Origin of the sequence: Vibrio proteolyticus NBRC 13287, from assembly GCF_000467125.1 — a bacterium.
GTDB lineage: Bacteria > Pseudomonadota > Gammaproteobacteria > Enterobacterales > Vibrionaceae > Vibrio > Vibrio proteolyticus.
On sequence record NZ_BATJ01000007.1, the window covers coordinates 45,688 to 64,714 of the forward strand.

The 19,027-nt window shown below is 47.4% G+C and carries 16 protein-coding genes; 14 read left to right on the top strand and 2 right to left on the bottom strand.

Features of this window, described 5'->3' with window-relative positions:
• The first annotated feature begins 80 nt into the window (after positions 1-80).
• From VPR01S_RS10050 to VPR01S_RS10115, 14 genes are all read left to right on the top strand, one after another.
• A complete protein-coding gene (locus VPR01S_RS10050; RefSeq protein ID WP_021705215.1) occupies positions 81-641 on the top strand; it encodes a GNAT family N-acetyltransferase in 561 nt (186 codons plus the stop codon).
• Between the two features lie 97 nt (positions 642-738).
• Positions 739-1,872 carry an efflux RND transporter periplasmic adaptor subunit gene (locus tag VPR01S_RS10055; protein WP_021705216.1) on the top strand — a complete coding sequence of 378 codons (1,134 nt, stop codon included), beginning with the start codon at positions 739-741 and terminating at the stop codon, positions 1,870-1,872.
• Positions 1,873-1,881: 9 nt separating this feature from the next.
• Complete coding sequence (locus tag VPR01S_RS10060) at positions 1,882-5,034, top strand: efflux RND transporter permease subunit (protein WP_021705217.1); 3,153 nt, start codon at positions 1,882-1,884, stop codon at positions 5,032-5,034.
• A 239-nt stretch (positions 5,035-5,273) separates the two neighbouring features.
• Positions 5,274-6,677, top strand: a complete 1,404-nt coding sequence (locus VPR01S_RS10065; RefSeq protein WP_021705218.1) for an undecaprenyl-phosphate glucose phosphotransferase — start codon at positions 5,274-5,276, stop codon at positions 6,675-6,677.
• Positions 6,661-7,950: a hypothetical protein gene (locus VPR01S_RS10070; protein ID WP_021705219.1), complete on the top strand. Its 1,290-nt coding sequence runs from the start codon at positions 6,661-6,663 to the stop codon at positions 7,948-7,950. The genes VPR01S_RS10065 and VPR01S_RS10070 overlap by 17 nt, the downstream gene beginning before the upstream one ends.
• Positions 7,951-8,520, top strand: coding sequence for a polysaccharide biosynthesis/export family protein (locus VPR01S_RS10075; RefSeq protein ID WP_021705220.1), 570 nt, complete (start codon positions 7,951-7,953; stop codon positions 8,518-8,520).
• A gap of 1 nt (position 8,521) precedes the next feature.
• Complete coding sequence (locus tag VPR01S_RS10080; protein WP_021705221.1) at positions 8,522-10,651, top strand: GumC family protein; 2,130 nt, start codon at positions 8,522-8,524, stop codon at positions 10,649-10,651.
• Positions 10,648-11,865: a lipopolysaccharide biosynthesis protein gene (locus tag VPR01S_RS10085; protein ID WP_021705222.1), complete on the top strand. Its 1,218-nt coding sequence runs from the start codon at positions 10,648-10,650 to the stop codon at positions 11,863-11,865. Before VPR01S_RS10080 ends, VPR01S_RS10085 begins: the two co-directional genes overlap by 4 nt.
• A complete protein-coding gene (locus VPR01S_RS10090; RefSeq protein ID WP_021705223.1) occupies positions 11,862-13,235 on the top strand; it encodes a hypothetical protein in 1,374 nt (457 codons plus the stop codon). The genes VPR01S_RS10085 and VPR01S_RS10090 overlap by 4 nt, the downstream gene beginning before the upstream one ends.
• 1 nt (position 13,236) lies before the next feature.
• Positions 13,237-14,232 carry a glycosyltransferase family 2 protein gene (locus VPR01S_RS10095; protein ID WP_021705224.1) on the top strand — a complete coding sequence of 332 codons (996 nt, stop codon included), beginning with the start codon at positions 13,237-13,239 and terminating at the stop codon, positions 14,230-14,232.
• 1 nt (position 14,233) lies between these two features.
• On the top strand, positions 14,234-15,445 hold the full coding sequence (locus VPR01S_RS10100) for a glycosyltransferase family 4 protein (protein ID WP_021705225.1): 1,212 nt from the start codon (positions 14,234-14,236) through the stop codon (positions 15,443-15,445).
• Complete coding sequence (locus VPR01S_RS10105; protein WP_021705226.1) at positions 15,442-16,542, top strand: glycosyltransferase family 4 protein; 1,101 nt, start codon at positions 15,442-15,444, stop codon at positions 16,540-16,542. Before VPR01S_RS10100 ends, VPR01S_RS10105 begins: the two co-directional genes overlap by 4 nt.
• Positions 16,514-16,951 (top strand): hypothetical protein, encoded by a 438-nt coding sequence (locus tag VPR01S_RS10110; protein ID WP_040902556.1) that lies wholly within the window; start codon positions 16,514-16,516, stop codon positions 16,949-16,951. Before VPR01S_RS10105 ends, VPR01S_RS10110 begins: the two co-directional genes overlap by 29 nt.
• A gap of 14 nt (positions 16,952-16,965) precedes the next feature.
• The gene (locus VPR01S_RS10115) at positions 16,966-17,901 is read left to right on the top strand and encodes a glucosamine inositolphosphorylceramide transferase family protein (RefSeq protein ID WP_021705228.1); all 936 of its coding nucleotides are present in this window, start codon (positions 16,966-16,968) and stop codon (positions 17,899-17,901) included.
• A gap of 59 nt (positions 17,902-17,960) precedes the next feature.
• Here VPR01S_RS10115 and VPR01S_RS10120 read toward each other — a convergent pair whose 3' ends face one another.
• Both VPR01S_RS10120 and VPR01S_RS10125 read right to left on the bottom strand, forming a co-directional pair.
• Positions 17,961-18,215: a YgjV family protein gene (locus tag VPR01S_RS10120; protein WP_021705229.1), complete on the bottom strand. Its 255-nt coding sequence runs from the start codon at positions 18,213-18,215 to the stop codon at positions 17,961-17,963.
• A 292-nt stretch (positions 18,216-18,507) separates the two neighbouring features.
• Positions 18,508-18,825, bottom strand: coding sequence for a DUF496 family protein (locus tag VPR01S_RS10125; RefSeq protein WP_021705230.1), 318 nt, complete (start codon positions 18,823-18,825; stop codon positions 18,508-18,510).
• Positions 18,826-19,027: the final 202 nt, after the last annotated feature.

Sequence of the window (19,027 nt, forward strand, 5' to 3'; positions counted from 1 at the left end):
TGGAATGTTTGGCTTTTTTGGCCTAAATGAATAGTATGAACGTTCGGTAAATCATTACAGGAAGTAATAAGGAACCAAATATGGAATTGAAAGTAGCGGAATATCGCGACTATAAACGAATTGCACAACTTCATGCTCAAAGCTGGCGGACTTTTTATAACGGCATTCTTGGCGATGAGTACCTGATGAATGAGGTGCTGGAAGAGCGCACCGCCATCTGGCAAACACGACTCCTTAATCCCCCTTTTAACCAACATGTCCTGCTGCTCGAAGAGGGGGGCCTACTGTGTGGCTTCGTTTGTGCCTTTGGCAATCATGACTTTGAAAAAGGCACCATTATTGATGCTTTACACGTCGACGAAAGTTTCCGTGGTCGTGGCCTGGGAACGCGGTTGCTGACGGAAATCACTGAGTGGATTGAACAATACTTTTCTGATGGTGGCGTGTATCTTGAAGTGATGGAAAACAACCATCAAGCGGTTGAATTTTATAATCATCTTGGTGGTAAAAACTCACTGCGCCGCCTTTGGAATGCTCCGTGTGGCAATCAGGTTCCTGAATTGGTTTACACTTGGGATTCGCCGCGGGAATTATTAAAAAATATCAATGAAAGCAAAGAAAAATCAACAGCAATATCTTGATACAAAACGACATTCGGCTTTGATTTTTTTCAGACATTTCTGATGATACCGTTGATTAGGTTCCTATTCCTTGTTCCAATCTATTCAGCGGTTTTCCATGAAAAAAAAGCTCATCATAACCACGCTCGCCAGCGCTCTGATTCTGGCTGGGTGCGGTGAACAGTCTGCACAGAAACCTACGTCACCGATAGCTCTGGTCACGGCGGAAAATGTCATCGTCGTTCCTTACCAGCACAGTCGCAACTACATTGGTCGCATTGAAGCGGTCGAAGATACTGAGATCACCGCCCAGATATCTGGTTATTTGAAACAGCGCCATTTTGAAGAAGGTCAAATGGTCGAAAAAGGCCAATTGCTGTACAGCATTGAACCGTCTTCCTTTGAGGCACAACTTGCCAGCGCTAATGCATCACTGGCTCAGGCCAACGCAGCGTTGAAAAAGGCGCAGCTTGACTTTCAGCGCGGCAAAAATCTATTGCCTCGCGGCAGTATTTCTCAGTCGGAATTCGATAATCTGACCGCTCAGCGACTCAGTGCGGAGGCTCAGGTTGAAGCCGCCAGTGCTCAGCTTAAACTAGCGAAAGTAAACCTGTCGTATACGCAGATCCGTGCCCCGTTCAGTGGCCGGATCAGCGACAGTAAAGTCAGTACCGGTGATCTGGTGTCGCCTTCCACAGGGGTGTTGACGACGCTGGTCAGTCTGGATCCGGTACACACCTCATTCAGTCTCAGTGAACGTGAACGCCTGGCGCTTGGTATAGACCGTATCCAAGGGAACGGTAAAGCTGAAGCAAACGAAGTGGAAGTGGCGTTGATGCTGGAGAACGGCCAACCTTTTGACCACGTTGGGAAACTGGACTACTTAGGCAACCGTATTGATCTCAATACCGGTACGATTGCGATGCGCGCGGTCGTCGATAATCCAGATCATCAATTGCTTCCAGGTCAGCATGTGCGAGTTGAATTGCGTGAAAAGCAAAATCGTGACGTATTGGTGATTCCACGCCGCGCTGTACAAACCGATTTGGAAGGCAACTTTGTCATGGTGATCGCTCCGGACAATATCGCAGAGCGACGAAATGTTAAGTTGGGTGACCAAACCCAGCAGGGGATCATTATCCGGGAAGGTTTGCAGCCAGATGATATGGTGATCACTCAAGGCTTACAGCGCGTGCGAAATGGAATGAGTGTCCGGATCCAGGATACTGCTCAGTCAGAACAAGATAACTAAGGTGCTCAGATGTTAAGTCGTTTTTTCATCCAGCGCCCTAAGTTTGCGCTGGTTATTTCCATCATTCTGACCATGGCCGGCGCCATTGCGCTGTCTATTCTGCCGGTCGCGGAATATCCGAAAATCAGCCCACCGTCGGTTAGTGTGTCTGCATTCTATACCGGTGCGAGCGCTGAAGTTGTCGAACAGGCGATTGCCGACCCGATCGAAACGTCGGTTAATGGTGTCGAGAACATGATTTACATGTCTTCGAAATCGGCCAACGATGGGTCTTATAACCTGACGGTGACATTTGACGTCGGTACGGACCCTGACATGGCTCAGGTCAACGTGCAGAACCGGGTATCGCAGATTGAATCCAAACTGCCACAAGAAGTGCGTATGGTGGGGGTCACCGTAAAAAAACGTTCCCCCGACTTGCTGATGGTACTGAATTTCTATTCACCAGATGGCAAGTATGACGACCAGTTTCTGATTAACTACATCAATCTCAATGTCAAAGATCAGCTCGCACGGGTGAAAGGCATCAGTGAGGTTAATGTGATTGGGGGCGGCGAATACGCGATGCGTGTCTGGCTCGACCCCGAAAAAATGGCCAATCTCAACTTAACCACCTCCGACATCTATCAGGCTCTGGCCGAGCAAAACGTTCAGGTCGCGGCAGGGCGAATTGGCGCCGCACCCTACAACGATGCGCAGGAAGTTCAGTTTAACTTAGTTACGAAAGGTCGTCTTGAAACGGTTAGCGAGTTTGAGAATGTCGTACTGCGTGCCAACCGTAACGGTGCGTCGGTTTATCTCAAAGACGTAGCGCGTATCGAGCTGGGTAAAAAGTTCTACGATGGCCAGGGTAAATTCCGTGGCCAGGATGCTTCTATCGTCGCACTGTCGTTGCAATCGGATGCCAACGCGCTAGAAAGTGGTAAGGCGGTGATGGCTTTGTTGTCTGAAATGAGCGACACCTTCCCGCAAGGAATGGCCTATGAAACCAGTTATGACACGACGGTGTTTGTGGCGGAATCGATTAAAGGTGTGGTTAAAACCCTGATTGAGGCCATCTTGCTGGTGATCGCGGTGACCTATCTGTTTCTGGGTAGTGCTCGTGCCACATTAATACCAGTGGTGGCCATTCCTGTTTCGCTGATCGGTACGTTTGCCGTGATGCTGGCGACCGGGTTTACCATCAACACTGTTACGTTGTTTGGCTTAATTCTGGCTATTGGCATTGTGGTGGACGATGCGATTCTGGTGATCGAAAACGTGGACACCACCATGGCGAACGACCCGAACATCACACCTCGTAAAGCAACGTTGCTAGCGATGAAGGAGGTGACTGGGCCGATCATCACGTCAACACTCGTGCTTTTGGCGGTCTTTCTTCCCGTTGCGATGCTGCCGGGTATTACTGGGATCATGTATCGCCAGTTTGCGTTGACCATCTGTATCTCGGTCGTGATCTCGTCGATTAACGCGTTGACGTTGTCGCCAGCGCTGTGTTCATTGGTTCTTAAACAAGGAGGAGGCAACACCGCGAACTGGTTTAAAGCGTTTAACCGTGGGTTGGATAAAGTGACCGCCGGTTATGGTCAAATTGCCGGCTTTCTGGTGAAGAAGTCGGCTTTACTGGTGGTGTTTTTCATTGTTGCGGTAGCCGCGGTGAGCTTCTTTGCGAAAACCACCTCAACCGCATTTGTGCCTCAGGAAGATAAGGGGATCATGCTGGTCAATGTGCAATTGCCAGACTCTGCTTCTTTGTCTCGCACAGAAGAAGTCACCGAACAACTGATGGCAATGATTGAACAAGAGCCAGGCGTGGATGGTGTCACCGTAGCTAATGGATACTCGTTTATGACCGGGGCGGCGGCATCTAACGGGGCGTCGATGTTCATCAAATTGCATGATTGGGAAACCCGCAATAATTTGAATGGCGATCATTCCTCTAGCGCGATCGTTCAGCGTGTTAATGCCCGGGCTGCCAAAGAACTGCCTCAGGCAGTGGTGTTTGCTATGGGCCCACCTGCGGTTCCGGGTATGGGCGCGGCGTCGGGGTTCGAGTTTGTGTTGGAAGATACGCTAGGGCGCAACCGCAGTGACTTGGCCATTGTAATGAATGACGTTATTCAGGCCGCCAATGCCCAGCCTGAGATTGCGTTCAGCTTCAGTACGTTCCGAGCCAACGTACCGCACTACTACGTGGATATTGACCGTGAAAAGGCCAAGCAACTGGGCATTTCCCTGTCTGAAATCTTCCAAACGCTACAGGGTAACCTTGGGTCGCTGTACGTGAATGATTTCACTATGTTCGGAAAAAACTTTCGTGTGACGCTTCAGGCAGATAGCCATCACCGTAGCAGTATGGACGATTTGCAGCGATTCCATGTACGTTCGGCAAGCGGGCAGATGATACCTTTGAGTACGCTGATCAGTTATGAACAAGTGTTTGAGCCTGATGTCGCCTGGCGTTACAACATGTATCGCAGTGCCATCATTCAGGGGCAGGCTGCACCTGGGTATTCCAGTGGTGACGCAATTGCGACGATGGAACGTGTCGCAGCTGACATGCTACCACAGGGCTACCAATATGAGTGGACAGGGATGGCGTATCAAGAAGTGTTAGCGGGTAATCAGGCGATTTTTGCGTTTGCACTGGCGTTGATCTTCATTTATCTGTTTATGGTAGCGCAATATGAGAGTTGGAGCATTCCGCTGGCGATCATTCTGGTCGTGCCGATCGCGACACTGGGTTCTTTCCTGGCATTGAATTTGACGGGAACCCCTCTCAATTTGTATGCCCAGATTGGTTTAGTCCTTCTTATCGCACTGGCAGCAAAGAACGCGATTTTGATTGTCGAGTTTGCCAAAATTGAGCGAGAAGAGCGAGATGTTGCTATTGATAAAGCAGCAGTAACCGGCGGGAAATTACGTTTCAGGGCGGTGAATATGACCTCTTGGTCATTCATTCTGGGGATATTCCCGCTTATTTTTGCTGCGGGGGCCGGGCATGTCAGTCAGAATTCTCTGGGCATATCCTTAGTTGGCGGGTTGTTGTGTGTATTACTTGCGGGAACGTTCCTCATTCCGGGTTTCTATGCTTTGGTACAGCGTCAGCGAGAAAAAGCGCATGGTGGGAACACAAAATTAATTTCACTTGATGATGAATGATAATTAACGGGTGTTGACAGGTCTTGTCGGAGTATTCCGGCAAGGCCTTTTCTTTTTTCTATAATTGACAAAATTTTGACGTGACAAGAAATATTTTGTGTAATTTAGCCATCCAAAAAATAGGGACAAATCACGCTAATTTAATGATATTTCTAGGGAATGGTCTATGCTAACCAGATGGTTTTATTCAAATTCTATTTGTTTCCCTGATTCGAAATTGGTTTTTATTTGAGGCGTAAATGGTATCCCGTCACACGTTAAAATTTGTCGACAATGGTTACGCGACTGTCGTGAAAATTATCGATTTTTGTGTCATCAATTTTTCTTTAACCTGGCTCATCCGTGAGTCAGGAAAAAATGAAACAATAGTTGATATCTCAGCGGCAGTTATATTCGGTATTTTGTTCGTGTTATTTGGTGAAAATACCAAGTTGTATGAGCTGCGTTTGCCGATGCGTGTGCGGCGGTTGATTGCTCGCTTTGTGATGACGGCCCTTTTGACCTACATCACGATGTTTGTTGTGAAGCATGCCTTAAACGGCATGGAAGGCTCTGCGATAAACAACTTAAAGGGCAGTATGTACGACATCTGGATTGTCTCTAGTATCCTGGTGTTATTATCGGTGCGCCTAATAGGCTTACAGCTCTACCGGACATTCCGGCGGACGAAACGGGTTGCGATCGTTGGCTTGACTCCGGCCGGGCTTGCTATTGAACAAGCATTGTTGCGCGATTACCGCAAAAAAGATGTGAAGATTGAGTTTTATGATGACCGTTCAGAAGAGCGCTTTAGCTATTTGATCAAAAGCCCGTTTCGCGGCCAGGTAGACGGATTAATTGAAAAAGCGAAAAACAACGAACTGGATGATGTCTACATTGCGTTACCTATGGTGGCGAAAGATCGTATCCGGGATTATCTCGATCGCTTGTCAGACACGACAGTGGATACGTCCATCGTACCTGACTTGTACAGCTACAACCTCTCGGTATCGCAGATCAATACGGTAGGTAATGTGCAGACATTCAGTGTTTTTTCTTCTCCTTTTGATGGTATCGGCGCAGTGATCAAGCGCATCGAAGACATCATCATCGGCGGTGCAATAACGATATTGATTTCTCCCGTTCTGCTGTTTGTTGCATTGGGCGTCAAATTCAGTTCCCCCGGGCCGATTTTGTTTAAGCAGGATCGTTATGGATTGGGAGGAAAAAAAATCAAAGTCTGGAAATTTCGCTCAATGAAAGTGATGGAAAATTCAGTCGTAGTGACTCAGGCCACGAAAAACGATCCGCGAGTGACCAAGTTTGGTGCCTTCATTCGACGCACTTCTCTGGATGAACTACCGCAATTTTTTAACGTGTTGCAGGGGACGATGTCGATTGTGGGGCCAAGACCACATGCAGTCGCTCATAACGAACAATATCGGGTGATAGTGGATAATTACATGATTCGCCACAAAATTAAGCCTGGGATCACCGGATGGGCGCAAATAAACGGTTATCGAGGGGAAACCGAAACCGTCGACAAAATGGAAAAACGCGTACAGTACGACATTCAGTACATGCAGGAATGGTCACTGTGGTTTGATCTGAAAATAATCTTTTTAACTGTGTTTAAAGGTTTTGTGAGTGAAACGGCTTACTAACTGTGCATTGCTTGCTGGATTGTTGAGCCAGCCTGTTTGGGCAGACCTTACCCCTAAATCTCATATTGGTCCATTAGGTATTGATTTTCAGAGCCAGGTTGGGTTGGATTACGGCCACGACAGTAATGTTACGTATCAGGCAGAAAAAACACCGGAAGGACAGGCGGTTTCCTCTGTCTATTACCAGTTGTCGCCGATGATCCAGGCGACGGGAGAGCGTGGAGAAGATCGTTATTACCTGATGTATAACGGCAATTATCGTCGTTACAACAGCAGCGAAGACGATGATTTCAACGATCATTTCTACATGTTTGAAGGAAAGTGGCGTTTTGGCTTACGCCATGGGCTGAACTGGAATATTGCACAAACACTGGGCCATGAGGCTCGCGGACAAGAGACAACCGAAGGTTTTACGTACGGTCAGTATCAAGATTTCAATATTCATCAGGCGCTCAAAACCTCACTGGTCGACTCGCAGCTTAGATACAGTTATGGCGCACCTGAGGGGCGCGGCAGCTTGCAGGTCGCAGTCGAAACGAAAGATCTTTCTTTTCGGGATACCGATGACATCCAAGAGGACTTTCGGCAGTACATTCGTGAACAGGAATGGCGCGAGAATTCCCTGATTGTCGAGCTGTTTGATCAATACTCGTCAAGGACCCGCTTTCGCTACTCGTTCATTAGCAATTATCGTCAGTATGACGTGAATGAACTGAAAGACACCAGTGAATACTACCTGCTTTACGGTATTCAAACACAACGAACCGGTAAAACCTGGATAGAAGGAAATATCGCTTTGTTGTACAAGGATTTTGATAATAACCCTGCGGCCGAAAGCTTTACCGGATTAAACTGGGATATCAAAGCGCAATGGAAGCCATTGAAACACTCTATGCTGGAATTGTATACCTGGCAAAAGGTGAAAGATCCGTCGGAAGAAGGGGGCTACATACTGGATTCCAAAGTGGGCGCGTCATGGGAGCATCATTGGTGGGTTGACCGACTGTCTACCAAGCTTGCCTACGGTTATCTTACTGAAGACTATCGGGTCACGAATAATAATCGCAGAGACAATGTTCAGACCGTCAGAGCGTTAGTTGGTTACGATTTTCGTCCCTCAATCCGGTTTGAGTTGAGCTATGTGTACAACATGAAAGATTCCAACAAAGACACCGATACATTCTTTATCGGTGCCAATCAAACTACTCCTGTAGAGCGAACACTGGGTTATGACCAAAGTGTGGTGCAGTTGACAATGAAGGTTCAAATCTAAATGAAGAAGTGGCTAGTACAGTTTTTAGTTGTGATGTTTTTGGTGTCGCCTTGGGCGCAAGCAGGCACTGAACCCAGCTCATCCTCGCCAGCCCAAACTGAGGTTTACTCGTCCAATGACGATTATCGCCTTGGGACTGGTGATCAGATCAGTATTCTGGTCTATGGCGAGCCGGATATGTCAATGAAACTCAAGGTGACCAAAATCGGCGAGGTTAACTTCCCCTACATCGGGAATGTGCGGCTGACGGGCAAAACACCTGCTGAGATCGAAACCGATATCGAAACCCGTTTGCGTGGCGATTATCTAAGAAACCCGATGGTAACGGTGAATCTGGAACAGTTTCGTAAGTTTTACATTACCGGAGAAGTAACCAGCCCTAACGGATATGAGTATCAACCTCGATTGACGGTGGAACAAGCCATTGCTTTGGCTGGGGGCTTTACTGATCGGGCGGACCGTGGAGATATCAACATTCGATTGCCTGATAACCAATTGATAAAGAATGTAAAACTGACACATCCGGTTAGCCCGGGTGACACGGTAATAGTTGAACAGAGTTTTTTCTAATATGACGATTTCATTGGTAGAAAGTGGCCGCAAGCTTGAAAGTAGTATTGATTTCACGCCGTTTCTTCGGGCCCTTAAAAAGCATTGGCTGAAAGTGACGTTGGCCACCGTAATCGTGACGGGTATTTCCGTCCCTTTGGTGGCTCAAATGACCTCGAAGTACGTTTCGACGGCCACGGTCATGATCAAAGCGCAACAAGATAACGCCACACCGCTCAAGCAAATCGACGGTTACGACTCCACACGCGATCCGTACTACGAAACGCAATATAACCTGATGCAATCACGCGTTGTTCTGGTAAAAGCCATCACGTCACTGAAATTGCAGGAAGATGAAGCATTCAATGGCGATGAAAAGAACGATGAAAGCCAGTGGACGTTATCAGAAGAAACCCGCATAGAGAATGCGCTAAAAACATTGCGGAAAAACCTGTCATTTACACTGATATTGCGTACTCAACTGGTTTACGTTTCCTATGAATCGGCCTCTTCAGAACGCGCGGCAGAGATAGCCAACGGTGTCGCTCAGGCTTTTGTCGACTACACCATTGAGCAGAAAATAACAAAAACCAAAGCTGCACAGGAGTGGAATGCGCAGCAAATGGAAGAGCTGAAAGCTCAGGTCGACGCCAAGAAAAAAGAGATGGCGGATTATCTGAATCAACAAGGCTTGCTGACATTTCGTGGTATCGATGGTTTTGAGACTGAGAATCTCGGCATCACGACCAATAAATACGCGGATGCGAAAGAGCGCCGTCTGGCTGCTCAGGCGGACTACGAGACCATGTTGAAAATTGCAAATGGACCGATTGAGAACCTGGCATCGCTACCGGAGATCTCTGGTCACGCTCAACTTCAGGATCTACGTATTGCCTTGATTCAGGCTCAGCGTAGCTTGTCAGATTTGAGCCGTCGTTATGGCCCCAAACACAATAAGATTCAGGAGGCCCAGGCGCAGATTGATGCCATCAAAAAGCAGACTTATCTATTACTGAATGAATTGAAACAGGGTTTACAGAAGAAATATCAGGCAGCACTGATTAAAGAGCAGCGGTATAAAGCACTACTGGATAACCAAGCCACAGATTACAAAGCGTTGGTGGCCAAGCGTGATCACTACAATGATCTCAAAACTGAACTCGATAAGACCGAAGATTTATACAAAGAACTGTTTTTACGCACGAAAGAACAAAGTCTGACGTCGACATACCGTGAGTCGGATGCCGTGATATACGATCCGGCGGTGGTGGCGGAGAAACCACAGAAACCGAATAAAGCACTGCTGATCGCGATGGTGTGCGTAATGACATTTATTCTCAGTGTGTTGGCAGTGATTGTTATGGCCGCGTTGGATCGTCGAATTACCCATCTCGGTCAGTTGCGAGGCAGATTGGGTCTGGACAGCGCGGGAGATTTACCCAAATTCGAAACCCAAGGTGACTGGTTGCGTCGCATCAGTGAAAACCCGGCTTCAGCTGAGATTGTCCACGGTATTAATGCCGCAATTCACCTCGACGCTGCACCGCAGATGAAAGTGCTGGGTGTAACGTCTTGTTTCACGGATGAAGGAGCCTCTTCGCTGTGCCGTTTACTGGCTGATGCGATGAGCGATAAAAAGCGCACACTGCTGGTGGATCTGGATTACCGGGCTTCGCACCCAATGGTGCTCGCCTCGGCCAAAGAGAATCAACAGCAGGGCGGTTTTTATGCGTTGGTCAACCAGTTGGGTAAGGAGCAAATTGTTGGTGTTCGACAAAATTTAGACGTTGTCGCACGCGGTGAGCTGGATGAGTCGCCTCTGGTCTTTTTTGACCGTGATGAATTTACGGCCTGTATAGATCAGCTATCGCAACAATATGATCAACTGATCCTGAATCTGCCAGCGCTGGAAGAGAGCAAGGATACTCTTTTGGTATCTCGAGTGTTGGATGTTCTGGTGGTGGTGGTCAAAGCCAATCAGCATCAGTCGCCGGAACTGACGCGTGAACTGAGTAAGTTAACGATGTCGGCAGAGCAAAGCGTCTTTGGTGTGCTAAATCAGGTCAACGATGATGATCTGCAAAGCGAAGAAAGCAAAGCATTTGTTGCTCAGGGATCGTCACTTGCTTTGGATACGCTGGAGCAAGCATGAGTTTGATTCGTAGCATCACCACAATCGCCGGCTCTTCTGTGATGTCTCAGGCGATTGGTGCGCTTTCGATCTGGCTGATTTCCCACTATTACGGTATGGCCGAGGTGGGTAACTATGCGCTGACATACAGCATCGTTCTGATCGGCGCGCAAGTGTGTATGTTTGCGTCTCAGTTAATTCTGCCCAAACAACAAGAAGAATGTTTGTCACAGAACATTGTGTTCTGCTTAGTGCAGACGACAATCATCGCGATTCCTTATGCAATAGCTGTCGCGATGATCTTCAACAGGTCAGTAACGATTTTGTATGTGCTGACGCTTTGTCATGCCTGGATTTTGGTCTCTGAAAACTTGTTGCTCAGAGTCGAAAAAATGAAACTGTTGGCTCTGCAGAGAATGTCAGCATCACTGGTGGTGATGAGTGCCATTTTATTGAGTCACAGTGCCACACAAATTTACCAGCTTTGGGCGGCTATGCTGTTGATCATGATTGTGCTTTGGCTGAGCTACTCGATTGATTTCAAAGCGTTAACCTGGTCACAGTGGACGCCAGCGGCCAACTGGCAATTTTTCCTGGAAAATCGCAGCCACATCATGAAAGTTGGCAGCGCCGAAGTGCTGGCGATGGCCAATTCGAATCTCCCGACAATTCTGATCAACTTCTGGTTTTCGGCGTTAACGGCAGGGTACTTTGCAGTGGTCAGCCGGTTTTGTCTTGCGCCTGTGATCATTGTCGGTAACGCCGTTCGAAACTCAATCTTTTCCAAATGGTCGATCGATTTTCGCAACAGTCGATTTAATTACGATGAATTCATTAAAGTCCGCAAGCTGCTGTTTGTGTTGGGGCTGGTTGCCTCGGCAGGAGTGTTTATCTTTTACCCTATCGTTATGCAGCTCGGGTTTAGTGATGAATGGATTGAGTCAATTCCGACATCCCGTTACATGTTGCCGTATCTCTTTCCAGCGTTGGCGGTGTGCCCACTTACGGTGATTGAACTGGTATTTGGATCTCCCAAATATTTTTTACGCATTCAGGTCGAGCAGTTATTGGTGGTGGTGGCGGCGTTTGTCGTTCTTCCGTATTTCTATAACGACTATGCCTACTCGGTGTTGGCGTTCGCTCTGTTGTCGGCGCTGCGCTACGCGTTTATCTACGTACGCGTGAATCAAAGGGCGCGCAGTTTGAAACGGGCTGAAGGGGTAACCATTGCGTGACATTGAATAATGGCTTGTTCTTGCAACTGTATACTTTTGCCACCTTGGTAGCGTGTGGTCTGATTCAGTATTTTATTGGCATCGGGGCGGTGCTGTGGTTGCCATTTATTCTTGCGTTTCTAATGCTTGGGCTGTTGATGATGCAGACGCGTTACAGTGCGTTCGCTCTTGACCCCCAAGAGCTTGCCACGATGACGCTGTTTGTTGGCTTCTTTGCGATGGCGGTGATATCGACCGTCTTGCAAAGTGGGCTCACTGTTACCATTGTTGGACTCAAAAATGAGCTGGCGTTGAGCTTGGTGATGCTTTGCATGTTGCTTGGTTTCTGCCGTGAGTCACAGTTGTATCGTGTAACAAAAGCGTTGTATTGGGTGTTCTACCTTCAGTTTCCGGTAATTGCGTATCAAATCTTAGTGGTAGTACCCCAGCGAGTCGCGTTTAAAGGTGAATACGAAAAATGGGATTCCGTGGTTGGCACATTTGGTGGCGATCCTATGGGAGGCGGAAATACTGCGGCCATGGGGCTTTTTTGTATGCTGATCATGCTGCTTAAGCTCTCAGAATACAAACATGGCGTCGCCAGCAAAAAGAGCACCGCCCTGCATATTGGCGCCGCCTTTTTGTTGTGCATTGTAGGTGAGGTGAAATTTGTTATTTTGATTTCACCTTTGCTTCTGGCGTTTGTCTGGTTTGCACCAAGTTATGTGGCGGGAATGAAGCGCTACGATTTGAAAATGATGTTGGCCATCATTGGTGGCGTGTTCAGTTTGATCGCGATTGCGATTGCAATTTTGGCTGCGTCATACGTTTCTTCGCTCGGCGCGGATCCGACCACCAGCGCACTGGATATTTTTATCACATCACTCGACTACATTTTTGACCCCAATTACGTGATGCCGTCAGGGGAGTTAGGACGTTTAACTACCTTGTTTTTCTGGTTCAACAACAGCGATTTATATGGGTTACCAAGTCAGTTGTTTGGGTATGGGTTGAACGCCACAAACCACGGCAGTAGCGTCGCGCCCGGTTTCCTCAACATCGTATTTAACCTGCTGTTGGACTCGACATCGTTGAGTATGATGTTGTGGGAAATCGGCCTGTTTGGAACCCTGTTCTACGTGATGACTGTCTTATACGCCGTCCAGATTGCGTTTCCTAGGCCGTTGCTCGCCAGCCAAGAGCTAAACCATACGGATAAGCAACTGCTGTCCTGGCAGCCCGCATATATTGCGTTTATTTTTGCCGGGCTGTTGAGCTTGCCGTACAGCCAGATTCTGATGCTAACACCTATGTATCAATTTCTTTTTTATTTTTCACTGGGGGCCATTTTGGTCATCCGAAAGTCTGTTTTAACCGCGAGCACGCAGTGATATGACTGAAAAACCAATGATCAGCGTGATCATCAAAACATTTAACGAGCAGGCTGGTATCGCCAACACCATTGTAAGTATCCGGACTCAGTTGGATGCGTTAAGTTTGCCTTACGAAATTTTGGTTGCGGACAGTTTGTCGACCGACGCCACTCAGGAGATCGCTTTGCAGCATGGGGCTACGGTGATCGCGTTACGTCGTGCGGATGAACGTTGCTGTGGGGTCGGACATCAACTGGGGTATTTGCATGCTCGGGGAGAGTTTTTGTTGCTGATGGACGGTGACATGCAGCTTGAAGCCGGTTTTATTCGCCTGGCTTTGGATTTCTTGCAGACAAACCCGGAATACGCAGGCGTTGCCGGCACGGTTGAAATGGATGAGGCCGTCAGCTACGAGTTTCAGTCACGTAAGCAACGACTGGCGACAATCTATCCGATCGGAGACTGCGACCACCTTGGTGGTGGCGGAATGTATCGTAAAGCCGCCGTTGATGATATAGGTTACCTGACCAACCGAAACCTGCATTCGTATGAAGAAGCCGAACTGGGTATGCGCCTGACGTTAGCCGGCTATAAACTGCATCGTCTGAATGTGCCATACTTTTACCACCACTCTTATGATCTGTCGACATTGGCGTTGCTCACCCACCGTTGGCGCAGCGGCTATCTGTTCGGTTCGGGCGAGTTGCTGCGAGGCGCGTTTGGTAAGTCGCATTTTAAGCAAGCTTTGTTCACGGTAAAAAATGCCTTGCTGTTTGGTGGCTATCTCACTCTGATTGCGTTGTCTCTGTTGAGTCTGAATCCGGCATTAGTGGGATTCGCGCTGATCCCATTATTGGGCTTTTTTATCCTTAAAACTGTGCGGAATCGTTCTGTTAAAGCCGGTGCTTATAGCATCTTGAATCTCAGCATGCATTCTGTCGGATTCTTTGTTGGACTGTTTCGTCCGGTCAAAGATCCAATGGCTGCACCAGAACACAACGTGAGAGAGAGATGAGATGAAAGTATTGATGGTCAATAAGTTTTTCTTTCACAAAGGTGGCGCTGAAACGGTGTTTTTTCAGGAGCGGCAACGGGTAAAACAAGCGGGCATCGAGGTGGTTGATTTTGCGATGCAACATGAAAACAATCTCCAATCGCCATACTCAGACTTTTTCGTCAGTAACGTCGACTATCATGGTGGGCACTCGCTTTCTTCAAAGATACAGACGGCCATCCACTTTATTCATAATACGGAGGCGTGTGAAAAGCTAGCACGACTCCTAAAGCAGGAGCAGCCGGACATTGTCCACTTCCACAATATTTATCATCAATTGACGCCATCGATTATTAAAGTTGCGCATAATCATGGTTGCAAGACAGTACTAACGGCACACGACACGAAAATTGCTTGTCCGAGCTACACGATGTACCGGGATGGCCACACCTGCGAAGCATGTCTGCAAGGAAGCGTATGGAACGCATTTCGTTACCGTTGCCAGCAAGGCTCTGCGTTTAAGAGTTTATTGTTGTCGATAGAAGCAACATTTCAGTCGCTGGCGAAAAACTATCACCAGTTAGATGTGATTGTCTCTCCGAGTGAGTTTCTGGCGAAGATTATTCGCCAGAAGTTGCCGGATAATCGTATCGAGGTGATCGTCAACGGTATCGATGAATCCATTGATGCATCACAGTCGCAAGATGGCCGCTACTTCCTGTATCTGGGACGCCTGAGTAAAGAAAAAGGCGTAGCAACGTTGACCGATGCTTATCAACTGAGCCAGCGTCATATATCACTGAAGTTGGTCGGTGACGGCCCGTTGTATGACGAGATCAGTGCACGGTATGACAATATCGATATGCTCGGGTTTAAAAGTGGTGATGAGCTGCATGCGTTGATTCGCAATGCAACGGCGGTAATTGTACCGTCTGAATGCTACGAGAATTGTTCTATGTCGGTAATTGAAGCCATGGCGTATGGCAAGCCAGTGATAGGGGCTGATATCGGCGGTATTCCTGAGCAAGTTCGTGACGGCATTGAAGGGCGGTTATTCGAAGCGGGCAATGCGCAATCTTTGGCAAGTGCCATGGACAACCTGGCGAACAACACACAGCTGGTTGATCGTTTCGGGGTTAATGCGCGTCATCGCTTTGAAGAAAAATATACCTTAACTACGCATCAGCAGCATCTGCTGGCATTGTATCAATCTCTGGTAGGAGAAACGTCATGAAAGTTACTGTACTCGGCACGCGCGGAATACCCGATGTGTTAGGCGGAGTGGAAACCCATTGTCAGAACCTCTATCCGGAAATGGCCAGCCAGTCAGACATTGACATTACTGTGATTGCACGATCACCTTATGTGCAGTACACGCGGAGCGAGTATCATGGGGTTCAGCTTAAATCGGTTTGGGCACCCCAAAAGAAATCGCTGGAAGCCATCTTGCATTCCATTCTGGCCGCTCTCACCACCCTGACTGATGGATCAAAAGTGGTTCAGGTACACGCTATTGGTCCAGGGTTGGTTGTGCCACTGTTAAGATTACTGGGCAAGCGGGTAGTCTTCACGCATCATGGCCCTGATTATGATCGCCAGAAGTGGGGAGCGTTTGCCAAAGCGATACTCAAACTTGGTGAAAAAATGGCGGTGACCTATGCCAATGATGTTATCGTCATTTCAGAAGTGATCAATCATTTAATAAAACAAAAATACGGTCGCCTTAATGCTCATTTGATACATAACGGTGTGCGAGAACCACGACCTATAGATGCGAGCGTTCAGCAGAAAATTTTGACCAAACATGGTTTGGCCGAGAAATCGTATATTGTTGCTGTTGGACGGTTTGTTGAAGAAAAAGGTTTCCATGACCTGATCAGTGCGTATCAGAAAGCGGACATTGAAAAACCTTTGGTTTTGGTCGGCGACGCTGATCATCCGACGCCATACAGTGAGAATTTGAAACACCGGGCTGAAACGACACCAGGCGTGCAGTTGACTGGTTTTGTCAGTGGTGATGAGTTACAGACCATATTCTCTCAGGCTGGGCTATATGTGATGCCGTCTTACCATGAAGGGTTACCTATAGCGCTTTTGGAGGCAATGTCATATTCACTGCCAGCTATTGTCAGTGATATCCCCGCGAATAAAGAAGTGAAACTGGAAGATCGCGTGTACTTCCCTGTATCGGACGTGGATGCCTTAGCCGATAAGTTACAACAGGCCCACATCGGGGAGCGCTGTGATTACTCAGCGTATCTCAGCAAATACAACTGGGCAGAAATAGCTCAGCAGACACTGAATGTCTGGAACAAAGCAGCAGGAAAGTAAAAGAGTGATCGATAACCGAAGTAAAGCCGTTAAGCAGTTCTATCACATGCTGGATAAAGACGTGGCAGATAGTCTGGATGAGTCGCAGCGCAACGAAATTGAACGAACCATCGATGCGATGGGGTTAGTCACCCGGCATCCTCTGGATGTCAGGAAAACCATTCCCTGGATTGGTAAACGTTATTACTTCGTGTTACTTGCAGGACGCGATCGGCGGCGTGCCGTTCGGTATGAGAAATCGCGGCTGCTGAATTTTTTGTTAACCGCGACCATTACGTTGGGGATTGTCGCGATTATTGTACTGGCACTGCTGGCGTTATATCTGATCAAGTCGGCGCTTGGTATTGATGTTTTCAAGCACTTCTCATTTGGTGTGTGGGATTGGTTTAAAGACCTGTCTGGCATTTAAGGAGGAGCAAACGGATGCTCAAAGCGATAGTGGATAAGTTGTTTCGTCTGGAGGAATGGCAGATCGGTGTGGTACGAGACAGCCATTTTACAGACGCGGATTTTTATCAGAAGGTACGCTGGTACAACTTCGCCGGTTATTCGTTTGAGGCGGATCCGTTTTTATTCGAGCTTGATGGCCTGCCTTATCTCGCATTTGAAGTGTATAGCTATTTCGTCGGGCAGGGGAAACTGAAATGTTTCGACTTAGCAGGCAAGGAATACGATTTTTTTAGCGATATCAATGCACAGAATGGGCATGTTTCGTTTCCCTATATGTTTGAGTATCAGGGCGAGTTGTATCTGATACCGGAAACGTCGGATCAAAAAGTAATTAAGCTGTACCGTTTTGAACCGGAAAATCAAAAGTTTATTTATGTCCGGGATTTGCTTTCTGGTCACGAGTATGTTGACAGTGTTCTGTATCCGAATCAGGATGGCTGTTACCTTTTTACGTCCAGCAATGAAGCCTCAACCAAGCAGCGTTTGTTCCGGGCTGATGAGTTGACGTCAACGTTTTTTGAACACCCCCAGTCTCCGATTGCGGATAGTCCTCAAAGTGGCCGAAACGGCGGTGCAATTTTGCAGCATAACAGTCAACTTTTCCGGGTAGCACAGACATCAGAAGGTTCAGTGTACGGCCGTTCCATTCTATTGATGCGTATTGAGTCGCTCAGTCGCGATGAATATCGAGAGAGGGAATGGCAGGAGTTGACACCGTCGGCCCCATTTCCAGATGGATTGCATACGTTAAATCAGTGTAATGGAACGTGGGTCATTGATGCTAAGCGTTACAGCTATGCGCCGACCAATATAATCATAAAACTGGCTCACAAGCTGGTACCATTCTTCCGACCAAGTACTCGCTATCCTTTGCGTTACGCACAACGAAAGTTACCAGATGACATTTGATACATACAAAAATCCCCAGAGTCGCTCTCCGGGGATTTTTAGGTTCATTTGATTAGTTGTTATGCAACGTTTTCAGCGCTACTGCCGGTTTTTTTTTCTTGTTGCATTTTAGTCAGGAAGTAGACGTTGACGCAGGCAATGAAACCGTTGGTCACAACAACTGGCCATGCATCGATCATCAGACCGTAAGCGGTAAAAAGTGCACAACCAATAAAGTTAAGTACGCGCAGTTTGACGATGTCTTTCATGGTGAGCGAGATCGCCACCATAATAGAGGCTGCGTAACCCATAATTTCAACCATGTTCATGTCCATTATTTGACCCTCTTGTATATGCCGCACAGTGTCAGTGTGGGTACCAATCTTCTCTTCGTGAGATTATTGAGGAAGCTCCATGCCTCGAATGGTCTGTTTAATTAACTGGTTTGAACTATAACAGTGCTAAATGTGTGATAAAAGCCCCAAAATAATGAACGGAGAAGGTTAGCGATTACGCAAACGTTTAACGCTATTATCAAAAATGTAATTACCAATACTGTTGAAAGATAAATTCCCTGTATACAAGAAAGCCCGCGTATTTGCGGGCTTGCTGAATCATTCACCTGACTTATTTTTTGCCTTGAGTGACTTGCTTGTCGGCTTCAGTTAGCTCACGAATACGACGGCTGGCCTCACGGCGCTCTTTTGAAATTTCAGCACTTTTGATGATGTGATCGTCTACACGGTCTTCGTAGTCTGCTTTCATGTTTTTGATGATCGCAACGATTTCATCATGGCTCATGTCTGGTTTGATGTAGTCCAGCAAGTTTTCAAGCAGATCAACACGTTTACGGTTGTCGCGAACTTTTTTCTCATTATCCAATAGCTCACGTTTCAGTTTATTTTTTCGGCGTGCCTGACTTACGATTTCAAATACACTACTCATAGGTCCTTTCCCCAGAATTTACATTAACTGTCAATGATTAAATCACAACATGCCTGCGCATAACAGCCCTAAGATCAATCCTTTCATTCTCTTGATGAAATTGTCGCCACTCTTGTTTAAAACCAGCGTAGCGCTGCAATATCACAACGAAATTCTGATAATTTTAACTTTTGATGAACGTTCTCACGGTATCGAACCGGGG

Coding starts and splice junctions, on each gene's coding strand:
- VPR01S_RS10080 (WP_021705221.1), top strand. CDS start 8,522: ATGACGATTTCATTGGTAGAAAGTGGCCGCAAGCTTGAAAGTAGTATT.
- VPR01S_RS10120 (WP_021705229.1), bottom strand. CDS start 18,215: ATGGACATGAACATGGTTGAAATTATGGGTTACGCAGCCTCTATTATG.
- VPR01S_RS10065 (WP_021705218.1), top strand. CDS start 5,274: ATGGTATCCCGTCACACGTTAAAATTTGTCGACAATGGTTACGCGACT.
- VPR01S_RS10085 (WP_021705222.1), top strand. CDS start 10,648: ATGAGTTTGATTCGTAGCATCACCACAATCGCCGGCTCTTCTGTGATG.
- VPR01S_RS10125 (WP_021705230.1), bottom strand. CDS start 18,825: ATGAGTAGTGTATTTGAAATCGTAAGTCAGGCACGCCGAAAAAATAAA.
- VPR01S_RS10110 (WP_040902556.1), top strand. CDS start 16,514: ATGTCTGGAACAAAGCAGCAGGAAAGTAAAAGAGTGATCGATAACCGA.
- VPR01S_RS10100 (WP_021705225.1), top strand. CDS start 14,234: ATGAAAGTATTGATGGTCAATAAGTTTTTCTTTCACAAAGGTGGCGCT.
- VPR01S_RS10105 (WP_021705226.1), top strand. CDS start 15,442: ATGAAAGTTACTGTACTCGGCACGCGCGGAATACCCGATGTGTTAGGC.
- VPR01S_RS10095 (WP_021705224.1), top strand. CDS start 13,237: ATGACTGAAAAACCAATGATCAGCGTGATCATCAAAACATTTAACGAG.
- VPR01S_RS10115 (WP_021705228.1), top strand. CDS start 16,966: ATGCTCAAAGCGATAGTGGATAAGTTGTTTCGTCTGGAGGAATGGCAG.
- VPR01S_RS10055 (WP_021705216.1), top strand. CDS start 739: ATGAAAAAAAAGCTCATCATAACCACGCTCGCCAGCGCTCTGATTCTG.
- VPR01S_RS10060 (WP_021705217.1), top strand. CDS start 1,882: ATGTTAAGTCGTTTTTTCATCCAGCGCCCTAAGTTTGCGCTGGTTATT.
- VPR01S_RS10075 (WP_021705220.1), top strand. CDS start 7,951: ATGAAGAAGTGGCTAGTACAGTTTTTAGTTGTGATGTTTTTGGTGTCG.
- VPR01S_RS10050 (WP_021705215.1), top strand. CDS start 81: ATGGAATTGAAAGTAGCGGAATATCGCGACTATAAACGAATTGCACAA.